Origin of the sequence: Cereibacter sediminicola, from assembly GCF_007668225.1 — a bacterium.
GTDB classification, from domain to species: Bacteria; Pseudomonadota; Alphaproteobacteria; order Rhodobacterales; family Rhodobacteraceae; genus Cereibacter_A; species Cereibacter_A azotoformans.
Map to the genome: position 1 here is coordinate 56,192 of NZ_VDEK01000006.1, position 12,254 is coordinate 68,445.

The following is a 12,254-nucleotide window of genomic DNA, read 5'->3' on the forward strand; positions in this document are numbered from 1 at the left end:
CTCCGGGGCGCAACTTGTTCATTCTCGCGGAAATATCCTCGGGGGAGATCGGCCGGAGGCCGATCCGGGGGCAGACAGCCCCCGCCTTCGCCCGGCCCGCACCTCGCGCCTAGAGCACCGCGTCGAGCGCCAGCATCAGCTGCGCCACCTCGGCCTCCGAGGTGTAATGCACGAAACTCACCCGCAGGACGCCGAGCGCGCGATCCACCCCCATCGCCTCGAGCGGGCGCGCCGCGTAGAAGTCCCCGCCGCTCGCCATGATCCCGTGCGCCGCAAGCGCCGTCGCAACCTGCTCGGCGGGCCGGTCGAGCGCCAGCGCCACCGTCGGCGCCCGCAGCCCGGCCTCGCTCGGGCCCAGCAGGCGCACATCGTTCCGGCGCGCGAGCTGGTCGAGCAGCGGCCGCAGCAGCCGGATCTCGTGCTCGCGCATCAGCCGGTGCACCTCGCGCGCGCGCTCCACCGGCGACGCGCGAAGACCCGCGGCGCGCGGCCCCTCATGGCCCCGTTCAAGAGGCAGCGCCCCGCCCGCCTCCGGCCCGCCCCGGTGCGACCCTGCCATGTGATGGTCCGCCAGCGCGTCGATGTAATCCGCCAGCCCCGCGCAGGCCGCCACTTGCGCATGATCCGGCCCCGCGGGCGTGAAGCGCTTGTAGAGCGTGCCTGCGTTGAACCAGTGCCCCTGCGCGGGCAGAAGCTCTCCGACCTCGCGCCGGATCAGCATGAGGCCCTGATGTGGCCCATAGGTCTTGTAGGCCGAGAAGAGATAGATGTCGGCCCCCAGCGTGCCCATGTCGGGCAGGCCGTGCGGCGCATAGCTGACGCCGTCCACGCAGGTGAAGGCCCCCGCCGCGCGCGCCATGGCGCAGATCTCGGCCACCGGGTTGATCTCGCCCACCACGTTCGAGCAATGCGGAAAGCAGACCAGCCGCACCCGCCCGTCCCCAAGAAGCTGCGCGAGGCCCGCGGGATCCAGATGCCCCGTGTCCGGGTCGATCCGCCACTCCCGCACCTCGATCCCGTCGTCGGCCAGCCTGCGCCAGACGCCCGAATTGGCCTCGTGGTCCTGATCGGTCACGACCACGGCGCCGCCCTCGCGCTTCAGCCAGCCGCGCACGGCCTGCGCCAGCACGAAGGTGTTGGCCGACGTCGATGGGCCGAAGGACAGCTCGTCCTCCTCCACCCCCATCAGGGCGGCAAGCCGGCTGCGCGCCTCGTCCATTTCGGCCCCGGCGGCATGGGAGGCGGCGTAGGGCGCATAGGGCTGCACCTTGCGCTGGTGGTAGAAGCGGCTGAGCCGGTCGATCACCTGCCGGCAGGTGTAGGACCCGCCCGCATTCTCGAAGAAGGCCTGTCCGGCCAGCGCGGGCTCGGAGAGGGCGGGAAAGCAGGCGCGGACATAGTCGATGTCGAGGACGGTCATGGGATCTCCGGGGCTGGCCAGGCAAGGCTAGACATGCGCCCGCCGCAAGACAAGCAGGCGCGGTCGCCAAGGCGGCCCGCGCGCCCGGACAAGCCTGCGTGAGGATGCGGCCGCCCCGCTTGCCCGACGGCCCGCCCTACCGCCAGACTGCAATAAGTGCTTGAGCCGTCACGGGTGCTATTCTAGCGTCCGATCATCTGCCGGCCAGCCCGGGACCCGTCGCAGACCCATGTTCCAAGGAGCCTCCATGATCCGTCGCACTTCCCTTCTGGTCAGCGTTGCAGCCATCCTGGCGCAGCCGGCCCTTGCCGCCGATCCGAACCTCATCGTCTTCGACTGGGCCGGATTCGAGAGCGAAGGCCTGATGAAGAGCTACATCGAGAAACACGGGCAGATGCCGACCTACGCCTTCTACGGCGACGATGACGAGGCGTTCCAGAAGGTCGCCTCGGGCTTCAAGGCCGACCTCGCGCATCCCTGCTCGCAGATGGTGTCGAAATACCGCGACGCCGGCCTGATCGAGCCCTGGGACGTGAGCCGGATCCCCGAATACGAGAACATCTCGGAGCGGTTCAAGGACTCCGAGATCTTCAGCGACGACCAGGGCGTCTGGTACATCCCGACCGACTATGCCTACACGGCCATCGCCTACAACACCGAGAGCGTTCCGGCCGAGGATCTCGCCTCGGTGCAGATCTTCCTCGATCCCCGATATGCCGGCCGCATCTCGCTGCCCGACAACACCGACGACATCTGGTCGCTCGCCCTGCTCGCCACCGGCGTCTCGGACTGGACCGAGCTGACCGAAGAGCAGTTCCAGGCGGGCGCCCAGTGGCTGCGCCAGGCCCACGAGAATGTCCGCGCCTACTGGGCCGACCCGTCCGAGCTGTCGCAGCTGATGGCCACCGGCGAGGTGCAGCTCGCCTGGACCTGGAACGACGCCATCGCGCTGATGCGGCAGGAGGGCTTCCCGGTGGGCTTCCAGCGCCAGTCGAACGAGGGCTCGGCCACCTGGTTCTGCGGCTATGTCAACATGAAGGACTCGCCCGGCAGCGAGGACAAGGCCTACGACTTCATCAACTCGTGGCTGGCCCATTCCTCGGCGCCCTCGCTGCTCGAGACCCACGGCTATGCGCTGACCAACGAGGCCGCCATGGCCGAGATCTCGGAAGAGGATCTGAAGAAGGCCGACCTCGATCCGGTCGAGACGACGCTGCTGGCGCAGACGCCGCTCGATCCGGCGATGCGCGACCGCATGCTGGAAGAGTTCGAGAAGATCAAGGCGGGCTTCTGACCCGCAAGGGCGCGGGGGCTTCGGCTCCCGCACCACCACGGGGCGCGCGGCCATGCCGCCGCGCTGCCCCCGGCCGTCTCCCGCACCCCGCGGCCGGCGGCGCCCGAAGGGCCCGCGCCCCGCACCGGGCATGCCCCGCCCTGCTGCGCTTTGCCGAAACCACATCCGCTTGCAGCGCGCGTTGCGCCCCCCTATATTCCCCCTGTCCGGGGCAACTTGGACTATGGGCATAAACGCGCTCGTCATAAGCGGATCGGACCCGGGGGCGGTACCCGGCGGCTCCACCATACATCCCTCGTTGGGGGCGGAAGGGGCCGAAACAGGATCGACGAACGTCTAAAGGGGTTGCTTTGTCCCGGTGAGGTACCACCGTTATCGGTCCGAAAAGTACAGTTGCCAACGACAACCGTGCTCCGGTGGCTCTGGCTGCGTAAGCAGTTCGAGTTATCGAAACCTAAGTCCTTGCGCTTAGCCGTGTAAGGCGGGGCTCGCAGGTGCCTGGCAACAGAAACCTGCACTTCCTCCTTGCCCTTCCGGTCGCCACGCGCCACGCTTCGCCATGCTTCGCGCGCTGTCCCTTGCCCTCTGTCTCGCCGCGCCCCTGCCCGCACCGGCCTGCGACACGGCGCTTCTTCTGGCCATCGATGTTTCGGGCTCGATCGACCGCGGCGAATATGCGCTCCAGATCGAAGGTCTCGCCGATGCGCTCGAGGATGCGGACGTGGGCGAGATGCTGCTCACCGGCCAGAGCGCGCTGGCCGTTGTCCAGTGGTCGGGCGTGGGCCGGCAGGCGCTGGTGCTGCCTTGGCGGCGGATGCTCGGCCCGGACGAGCTGGCGCGTTTCGCCCGCGAGGCCCGCGCGCTCCCTCGCGCCTTCACCGCCTCGGACACGGCGGTGGGCGAGGCCATCTCCTTCTCGCTGGACCGGTTCGGCGCCGTGGCGGACTGCCGCCGCAAGGTGATCGACATCTCGGGCGACGGCCCCGAGAACGCGGGCTTCACGGTCGCCGCCGCGCGCCGCGCCGCCGAAACCGCCGGTGTCGAGATCAACGCCATCGCCATCGAGGACGTGGGCGCCTCCGCGCCGATCACGGCCTTCTACACCCGCTGGGCCGTGACGCGGAACGGCTTCGTGCTCACCGCCCGCGGCCTGCAGGACTACCGCCGGGCCCTCCGCGCCAAGCTGCTGCGCGAACTCGGCAAGCCCGCGAGTTGACCCGGCCCCGCGTCGCCTTTCGGCGGAAAAACCCCCGCGCGGCCCCCTTTTCTTCCGAACCGAATCCCCTATGCTGACCCCGAAGCGACAGGGGATATTGCATGGCGCGTTCGATTGATTACGGCAACCTCATGCACCGCGCGATGCGGGGCCTGATCCAGAGCGTGCTCGAGGATGTGGCCGAGCACGGGCTGCCGGGAGCGCACCATTTCTTCATCACCTTCGACACGACCCACCCCGATGTGGCCATGGCCGACTGGTTGCGCGCCCGCTACCCGCAGGAGATGACCGTCGTCATCCAGCACTGGTACGAGAACCTCGCCGTGGACGACCGCGGCTTCTCGATCACGCTGAACTTCGGCAACCAGCCCGAGCCGCTGGTGATCCCCTTCGACGCCGTGCGCACCTTCGTCGATCCATCCGTGGAATTCGGCCTCCGGTTTGAAACGCACGAGGACGAGGACGAGGAGGAGGAGACCGAGGGCGACGAGGATCCCGACGGCGACGATGAGCCGCCGCGCCACGACGCGCAGGTGGTCAGCCTCGACAAGTTCCGCAAGTAGCGCGCCGCCCCCTTTCATTCTCGCTCAAATATCCCCGGGGGAGTCTCCGGCATCGGCCGGAGACGGGGGCAGGCAGCCCCCCGCGCGGATTCCGTATGCGATGGCATGCCGATTGATTTTCCCGCTCGTCTTCCCTAAGAGCTTGCGGGAAAATCAAGGAGCTTGCGCATGACTGCAACCCGCACCGAGACCGACAGCTTCGGCCCGCTCGAGGTTCCCGCCGACAAATACTGGGGCGCGCAGACGCAGCGCTCGATCCAGAACTTCCCCATCGGCTGGGAGCGTCAGCCCGTCGCGATCATCCGCGCGCTCGGCGTGATCAAGAAGGCCTGCGCGTTGGTCAATGTCGATCAGGGCGACATGCCGAAGGATCTGGGCGAGGCCATCGCCGCCGCCGCGACCGAGGTGATCGAGGGCCGCTTTGACGACAACTTCCCTCTGGTGGTCTGGCAGACCGGCTCGGGCACGCAGTCGAACATGAACGCGAACGAGGTGATCTCGAACCGCGCGATCGAGATGCTGGGCGGCGTGATGGGCTCGAAGAAGCCCGTGCACCCGAACGACCATGTGAACATGGGCCAGTCCTCGAACGACACCTTCCCCACCGCGATGCATGTGGCCATCGGCATGATGGCGCGCGACGTGCTGCTGCCGGGGCTCGAAAAGCTGCACGCGGCGCTGCTGGCGAAGTCCGAGGAATTCAAGGACATCATCAAGATCGGCCGCACCCACACGCAGGACGCGACGCCCCTGACGCTGGGCCAGGAGTTCTCGGGCTATGCCAAGCAGGTGGAAAAGGGCATCGCCCGCGTGAAGGCCTGCCTTCCCGACATCTACGAACTGGCACAGGGCGGCACCGCCGTGGGCACCGGCCTGAACACCCGTGTCGGCTGGGACACGCGGGTGGCGGCGAAGATCGCCGAGATCACCGACCTGCCCTTCGTCACCGCGCCGAACAAGTTCGAGGCGCTGGCCGCGCATGACGCGATGGTCATGTTCTCGGGCGCGCTGAAGACCGTCGCCGCCTCACTCTTCAAGATCGCCAACGACATGCGGCTTCTGGGCTCGGGCCCGCGCTCGGGCCTGGGCGAGCTGATCCTGCCGGAGAACGAGCCGGGCAGCTCGATCATGCCGGGCAAGGTCAATCCGACGCAGGCCGAGGCGCTGACCATGGTCTGTGCCCATGTCATGGGCAACGACGCGGCCGTGGGCTTCGCCGGTTCGCAGGGCCACTTCGAACTGAACGTCTACAACCCGATGATGTCCTACAACGTGCTGCAATCCATGCAGCTTCTGGGCGATGCGGCGGGCAGCTTCACCGACAACATGGTGGTGGGCACGCAAGCCAACACGGCCCGGATCGACAAGCTGATGAAGGAAAGTCTGATGCTGGTGACGGCCCTCGCCCCCACCATCGGCTACGACAACGCCACCAAGGTGGCCAAGACCGCGCACAAGAACGGCACCACGCTGCGCGAAGAAGCGATTGCCCTCGGCTTCGTCGATGCCGAGACCTTCGACCGCATCGTCCGCCCCGAGGACATGATCGGGCCGAAGGGCTGATGGCCGAGATCGTCAACCTTCGCGCGAAGCGCAAGGCGGCGGAGCGTGACGCCCGCCGCCGGAAGGGCGACGAGAACGCCGCGAAGTTCGGCCGCACCAGGGTCGAGCGCGATCTGCAAGAGGCCCGGGCCGAGAAGGCCCGGGATCACCTCGACGCCCATAAGCGAGGGCCCGGGCCCGATACCGAATGAGGCCCGAGAAACACTCGCTCACGCTGCGCGGCCACCGCACCAGCGTCTCGCTGGAAGAGGATTTCTGGCGCGCCTTCCGCGAGATTGCGGCCGAGCGGGGACTGCCGGTCAATGCACTCGCCGCCGAGGTGGACGAGGGGCGCGACCCCGAGGTGGGGCTGGCCAGCGCCATCCGGCTCTTCGTGCTGCGCCACTACCGCGCCCGCTAGGCTCAGCCGCCGCCGATCGGGGTCATCACCTTGCCGGTGCCGCCGCAATCGGGGCACTCGCCGCCCTCGATCCGGCCGCTGCCCTCGCACCGGCGGCAGATGTTCTCGCCGGCGCCCACGGGCTTGCCGGGCACTTCGTCGGGGTTCTGGTCGGACATTGCGTGCCTCCTCGGATGGCACGCGAAACGGGTGCGCGGGGGCTTTGTTCCGCCTCAGCCCAGCCGGGCCAGCGCCGGAAATGTCTCGAGCAGCCAGTAGGAGAAGCTGGAGAAGCCCCCCGTCAGCATCAGAAGGCCGATGGTCCAGAGCAGCAGGCCCATGATGCGCTCGATCCGCTCCATGTGCCGCTTCATCCAGGCCATGAGGCCGGTCAGCCGCGGGAAGAAGGCCGCGACCAGCAGGAAGGGGATGCCGAGACCGGCGGCGTAGGTGGCCAGCAGCGTGGTGCCGCGGGCGATGCTCGCCTCGGACGCGGCAAGCGTCAGGATCGCGCCCAGCTGCGGGCCGATGCAGGGCGTCCAGCCGAAGGCGAAGGCCAGACCGAGCACATAGGCGCCAAAGGCCGAGCCGCCCCGGTCGCCCGCATCCATCCGCATCTCGCGATCCAGGAATGAGATGCGGTAGATGCCGAGGAAATGCGCGCCAAAGGCCATGACGATGATGCCCGCCAGCGTGGCGAAACTGTCGGCGTTCTGAAGGAAGAAGGCGCCAAAGGCCGAGGCGGTGAACCCGAGGAACAGGAAGACCGTCGAGAGCCCCATCACGAAGAACAAGGCGGCGAGGATCGGCCCGCGCGAGGCGCCCTCGTTCAGGTCCTTCATCGAGATCCCGCCCATGTAGGCGAGGTAGGGCGGCACGATCGGCAGGACGCAGGGGCTGAGGAAGGAGAGCACCCCCGCCACCAGCGCAATCAGCATCCCCGGCAGCAGCCCTGCGTCGATCAGCTCCAGTCCGAACATCTTCGCTCCCTCTTTCCTGCTCTCCTAGCCGCTTGCCGGCGTCCCGTCACGGGGCCGGGTCTCACATTGACGTGGACCGGCCCCCGGCGTATCGCGCGGACAGGCACCGCGCGCGTTGATCCGGCGCAACTTTCGGAGAAGGCCATGGAGTTCGACGAGGATCTGGATTGCGCGGGGCTGATCTGCCCCCTGCCCGTCCTGCGCGCCCGCAAGCGGCTGATGGGGATGGCGCCCGGCCGCGTGCTGCGGGTGACGGCGACCGACCCGATGGCGGTGATCGACCTGCCGCATTTCTGCACCGGCGCCGGGCATGAGATCCTTGCCTGTCAGCGCGACGGCCGCGAAAGCGTCTGGCTGATCCGCCGCGGAGAGTGATCCCGGCCGAGCCAAGGAAAAGGGCGCCCGCAGGCGCCCCGATCCGTTCTTCGCTCAGCGGCTGATCGACCACCAGCCGCGGCGCTTGGGCTTGCTCTCCTCGTCCGTCTCGCCCGAGACCGGCTCGGGCTGGGGCTCAGGGGCCGCCTCGGGTTCTGGGGCCACCGGGGCCGGCTCGGCCGGCGTCTCGACCACGTCGAGCGCGGCCTCGGCCGGGGCCACCTCGACCGTCACCGCCACCTCGACCGCAGGAGCGGCTTCCTCGGCTGCCGCCGCGCTCTTGCGGCTGCGGCTCGTGCGGCTCCGGGAGGGCTTCTTCGGCTCCTTCGGCTCGGCATCGGGCGCGGCTTCGGCGGGGGAAGCCGCCTCCTCGACCACCTTGGGCTTGCGGACGCGGGTGCGCTTGCGCGGGGCGGGCGGCTCTTCGGCCACCGCCTCGGGCTCGGCCACGGGCTCGGCTGCGGGTTCCGCGATCACGGCCTCGGGCGCCATCTCGGGCACGAAGGCTGCCGGTTCCGGCACTTCGGCCTCGTCGGCGGCCTCGTCCTCATCCTCGTCCGAGTCGTCCGACTCGTCGCTCTCGGACGCCTCGGCGCCGGTCTGGTCCGCGGCGCCATTCGCGCCATTGCGGCGGCGGCGGCGACGGCGGCGCTTCTTCTTGGGCTGGCCTTCAGAGGGCGCGGCCTCGGCCGGTTCCGCGGCCTCGACCGCTTCCTCGGCCTCCTCGACCTCGGGCTCCTCCTCGATCCAGTCGTCTTCGGGCTCGTCCACCGGCGCACCCATCAGATCGGCGCTGCCCGAGATCACCTTGACCGTCTCGGGCACCACGCGGGTCGCGGTCTTGAACTTCTCGATCACATAATCGGGGCTGGACAGCGAGGGGTCGGCCTCGACCCGCACCGCCATGCCATAGCGGGCCTCGATCATCGCGATATGCTCGCGCTTCTGGTTCATCAGGAAGTTGACGACCGCGATCGGGGCGCGCAGCAGCACCTCCTTCGAGCGTTTCCGCGTGCCCTCTTCTTCCAGCTGGCGCAGCACCTGCAACGCGAGGCTGTCGTCCGAGCGGATCAGGCCCGTGCCGTGGCAATGGGCGCAGGGCTGGGTGGTCGATTCGAGCATCCCCGGACGCAGGCGCTGGCGGCTCATCTCCATCAGGCCGAAGCCCGAGATGCGGCCGACCTGGATCCGCGCGCGGTCGGTCTTGAGCTTGTCCTTCAGGCGCTTCTCGACGGCGGCGTTGTTCTTGCGCTCTTCCATGTCGATGAAGTCGATGACGATCAGGCCCGCAAGGTCGCGCAGGCGCAGCTGGCGCGCCACCTCTTCCGCGGCCTCGAGGTTGGTCTTGAGCGCCGTATCCTCGATCGAGCCTTCCTTGGTGGCCCGGCCCGAGTTCACGTCGATGGCGACCAGCGCCTCGGTCACGCCGATGACGATGTAGCCGCCGGATTTCAGCTGCACCACCGGGTTGAACATGCCCGAGAGGTAGCTTTCCACCTGATAGCGCGCGAAAAGCGGCATCGGCTCGTCGTAGCGGACCACCTGCCGGGCGTGCGCCGGCATGATCATCCGCATGAAATCCTTGGCGGTGCGGTAGCCCGTCTCGCCCTCGACCAGCACTTCCTCGATCTCGCGGTTGAAGAGGTCGCGGATCGACCGCTTGATCAGGTCGCCCTCCTCGTAGATCGGCGCCGGGGCGACCGACTTCAGCGTGAGTTCGCGGATCTGCTCCCACAGGCGCAGCAGGTATTCGTAGTCGCGCCGGATCTCCTGCTTGGTGCGCTTGGCGCCGGCGGTGCGGATGATGAGGCCCGCGCCTTCCGGCACCTCAAGCTCCGAGGCGATTTCCTTCAGCTTCTTGCGGTCGGCGGCCTGGGTGATCTTGCGGCTGATCCCGCCGCCCCGCGCCGTGTTCGGCATCAGCACGCAATAGCGGCCGGCCAGGCTGAGATAGGTCGTGAGCGCCGCGCCCTTGTTGCCGCGTTCCTCCTTGACCACCTGCACCAGCATGATCTGGCGCACCTTGATCACTTCCTGGATCTTGTAGCGGCGCTGGCGGGGCTTCCTCGGGGCCGGGATCTCCTCGGCCACATCCTCGTCGGCGACGGATTCGATCTCGTCGTCGGTCTCGGCGGCGTGATCCACCGCCTTCCAGGGCTTCTCGGCCTCGTCCGCCTCGGGCTTGGCGTCCGCGCGTTCGGTCTCGTAAAGAGCGTCGGCGCCGGTCTCTTCGCCGAGATCGACCACATCCATGCCGCCCACATCGCCCGACTGGACGGCATCGGCCGACGCCGCCTCGGCCGGGGCCGGCCGCGACCTGCGGCGCGAGCGGCCGTGATCCTCATCCTCCTCGGCGCGGGCGTAGGCCCGCTCTTCCTCGAGCAGGGCCTTACGATCGGCCACCGGGATCTGGTAGTAATCGGGATGGATCTCGGCGAAGGCCAGGAAGCCGTGCCGGTTGCCGCCGTAATCGACGAAGGCCGCCTGAAGCGAAGGCTCGACCCGCGTTACCTTGGCGAGATAGATGTTGCCGGCGAGTTGCCGCTTGTTGATGGTCTCGAAGTCGAATTCCTCGACCTTGTTTCCGTCCACCACCACGACCCGGGTCTCCTCCGGGTGGGTGGCATCGATAAGCATTTTCTTGGCCATTTGATTCCATGGCACCCGGACAACGGGTCTGGGCCGGAGCATGCTCCGGCCGGGGTCCATTGCGCGTGGTGGCTTGTTCGGGCGTGGCTGCGCCGGGGGCCGGATCGTGGGCCAGACCGGGCGGAGCCCCAGGGGCCCTTCGCGCGGTCTGGCAGTCGGTCGGCGCGGCTCATCGCGTTTCTGTATCCCGGGACGCCGGAGCGTCCATTGCACTGGCCCGTTCCGTCAGGGACTTGGCGGGCGAACTTGTGGGCCTTGCGGCCCGGAGGTCTGCCAGGACGGTGCCCCGGACCCCTCGTCCGGATTGCGCGCTTGGCAGAGAAACTGGTGCGCAAACTCCTGCCGAAAAGTGCAGGACCCGCGTAGGTGCGACATTAGCGGCAGGGACGGGCAAAAGACAATGGCCTATTTTTCCCCGACCCCCTGCAACCAGCGGTCGAGCGCGGCCCGGAATGGCCGCGAAGCGGGTGGTGTGATCGGGTCAGACGTAGTCCGCGCGGCTCAGGCCATATTTGGCCATCTTCTCGTTCAGCGTCCGCCGCGGCAGGCACAGCTCTTCCATCACCGCCACGATCGAGCCCTTGTGGCGACGCATCGTGTTGTCGATCAGCATCCGCTCGAACGCCTCGACATAATCCTTCAGCGGCTTGCCTTCGGTGGTCAGCGCCGGCCCCGAGGCCTCGTTGTCGGCCATCAGCAGCGAGGCGATCGAGCCCGAGCCGCGACGGTTCTGCAGCACCGCCCGCTCGGCGATGTTCACCAACTGGCGGACATTGCCGGGCCAGGGCGCCTGGAGAAGCTGGGCCGCCTCCTGCGCGGTGACCTGCGGCGCCTCGCAGCCATATTCCTCGGCGAACTGCTCGGACATGCGGGTGAAGAGGGTCAGGATGTCCTCGCCCCGCATCCGCAGCGGCGGCAGCACGATGGTCATGGCGCCCAGCCGGTAATAGAGATCCGAGCGCAGCACGTTTTCCAGCGTCGTGTCCGGCGCGTGCTCGTTGCAGATCGCGATGATGCGCGTCTCGGGCGGGGTGCCCTGTTCGTTGATCACCGTCAGCAGCCGCGACTGGAGCGGATGCGACAGCGACTCGATGTCCTCGAGGCAGAGCGTGCCGCCGCGGGCCTCCTCGACCAGCGGCAGGGAGCCGTCGTCGTTCGGGCCGAAGAGCTTGGCCGAGAGCTGATCCTCGGACCAGGCGGCGCAGGAGATGGTGACGAACTTGCGCCCGGCCCGCGCGCCCACGGCATGGAGCGCATGGGCCACCAGCGTCTTGCCGGTGCCGGTCTCGCCGTCGATCAGCACATGGCTGTCGGCCTGGCCGAGATCGAGGATATCCTCGCGCAGACGCTCCATCACCGGCGAGGAGCCGATCAGCTTCTTCATCAGCACGGTGCCGTCCGACAGCTCGCGCCGCAGCGCCCGGTTGTCGAGCGTCAGGCGCCGCTGCTGCGTCGCGCGCTTGGCAAGCTCGGTCATGCGGTCGGGGTTGAACGGTTTTTCCAGGAAGTCGAACGCGCCCACGCGCATCGCCTCGACCGCCATCGGCACGTCGCCGTGGCCCGTGATCAGGATCACGGGCAGGCCCGAATCCATGCTCATCAGCTTCTTGAGGAAGGTCATCCCGTCCATGCCGGGCATCTTGATGTCGCTGACGACCACGCCGGGAAAGTCGGCGTTCAGCCCCTTGAGCGCCTCTTCGGCACTGGCGTAGGTTTCCGTGTCAAAGCCCGAGAGCGCAAGCCACTGGCTGATCGACTGCCGCATATCGGCCTCGTCATCGACGATCGCCACCTTCATTGCACGCGCCATTGCTC

Annotated in this window: 12 protein-coding genes and 1 other RNA gene; 8 read left to right on the forward strand and 5 right to left on the reverse strand. The window is 68.2% G+C overall.

Going from position 1 to position 12,254, the window contains the following annotated elements; all coding sequences use genetic code 11:
- Positions 1-109: 109 nt before the first annotated feature.
- On the reverse strand, positions 110-1,420 hold the full coding sequence (locus tag FG154_RS06315; RefSeq protein WP_145105513.1) for an aminotransferase class V-fold PLP-dependent enzyme: 1,311 nt from the start codon (positions 1,418-1,420) through the stop codon (positions 110-112).
- 247 nt (positions 1,421-1,667) lie between these two features.
- Here FG154_RS06315 and FG154_RS06320 point away from each other — a divergent pair, with 247 nt between their 5' ends.
- The 7 genes from FG154_RS06320 to FG154_RS06350 all read left to right on the forward strand — a co-directional run bounded on the left by FG154_RS06320 (position 1,668) and on the right by FG154_RS06350 (position 6,456).
- A complete protein-coding gene (locus FG154_RS06320) occupies positions 1,668-2,714 on the forward strand; it encodes an ABC transporter substrate-binding protein (protein WP_145105516.1) in 1,047 nt (348 codons plus the stop codon).
- Positions 2,715-2,879: 165 nt separating this feature from the next.
- Positions 2,880-3,233, forward strand: a transfer-messenger RNA (tmRNA) gene (gene ssrA / locus FG154_RS06325).
- Positions 3,234-3,273: 40 nt separating this feature from the next.
- Complete coding sequence (locus FG154_RS06330) at positions 3,274-3,930, forward strand: DUF1194 domain-containing protein (protein WP_145105519.1); 657 nt, start codon at positions 3,274-3,276, stop codon at positions 3,928-3,930.
- Positions 3,931-4,031: 101 nt separating this feature from the next.
- Positions 4,032-4,493: an SspB family protein gene (locus tag FG154_RS06335; RefSeq protein ID WP_145105522.1), complete on the forward strand. Its 462-nt coding sequence runs from the start codon at positions 4,032-4,034 to the stop codon at positions 4,491-4,493.
- Positions 4,494-4,661: 168 nt separating this feature from the next.
- Positions 4,662-6,056: a class II fumarate hydratase gene (gene fumC, locus FG154_RS06340; protein WP_145105525.1), complete on the forward strand. Its 1,395-nt coding sequence runs from the start codon at positions 4,662-4,664 to the stop codon at positions 6,054-6,056.
- A complete protein-coding gene (locus tag FG154_RS06345; RefSeq protein ID WP_145105528.1) occupies positions 6,056-6,247 on the forward strand; it encodes a DUF4169 family protein in 192 nt (63 codons plus the stop codon). Before fumC ends, FG154_RS06345 begins: the two co-directional genes overlap by 1 nt.
- Positions 6,244-6,456: a ribbon-helix-helix domain-containing protein gene (locus FG154_RS06350; protein ID WP_145105531.1), complete on the forward strand. Its 213-nt coding sequence runs from the start codon at positions 6,244-6,246 to the stop codon at positions 6,454-6,456. Before FG154_RS06345 ends, FG154_RS06350 begins: the two co-directional genes overlap by 4 nt.
- Before the next feature lie 2 nt (positions 6,457-6,458).
- Here FG154_RS06350 and FG154_RS21020 read toward each other — a convergent pair whose 3' ends face one another.
- Complete coding sequence (locus FG154_RS21020) at positions 6,459-6,614, reverse strand: hypothetical protein (RefSeq protein ID WP_186312301.1); 156 nt, start codon at positions 6,612-6,614, stop codon at positions 6,459-6,461.
- A gap of 54 nt (positions 6,615-6,668) precedes the next feature.
- Positions 6,669-7,415 carry a cytochrome c biogenesis CcdA family protein gene (locus FG154_RS06355; protein ID WP_145105534.1) on the reverse strand — a complete coding sequence of 249 codons (747 nt, stop codon included), beginning with the start codon at positions 7,413-7,415 and terminating at the stop codon, positions 6,669-6,671.
- A 144-nt stretch (positions 7,416-7,559) separates the two neighbouring features.
- On the opposite strand from FG154_RS06355, the gene FG154_RS06360 reads away from it, so the two are divergent.
- A complete protein-coding gene (locus FG154_RS06360) occupies positions 7,560-7,790 on the forward strand; it encodes a sulfurtransferase TusA family protein (RefSeq protein ID WP_145105537.1) in 231 nt (76 codons plus the stop codon).
- Positions 7,791-7,844: 54 nt separating this feature from the next.
- Here the strand turns inward: FG154_RS06360 and FG154_RS06365 are convergent, their stop codons facing one another.
- The gene (locus tag FG154_RS06365) at positions 7,845-10,439 is read right to left on the reverse strand and encodes an Rne/Rng family ribonuclease (protein WP_145105540.1); all 2,595 of its coding nucleotides are present in this window, start codon (positions 10,437-10,439) and stop codon (positions 7,845-7,847) included.
- A gap of 481 nt (positions 10,440-10,920) precedes the next feature.
- Positions 10,921-12,249 (reverse strand): sigma-54-dependent transcriptional regulator, encoded by a 1,329-nt coding sequence (locus FG154_RS06370; RefSeq protein ID WP_145105543.1) that lies wholly within the window; start codon positions 12,247-12,249, stop codon positions 10,921-10,923.
- Positions 12,250-12,254: the final 5 nt, after the last annotated feature.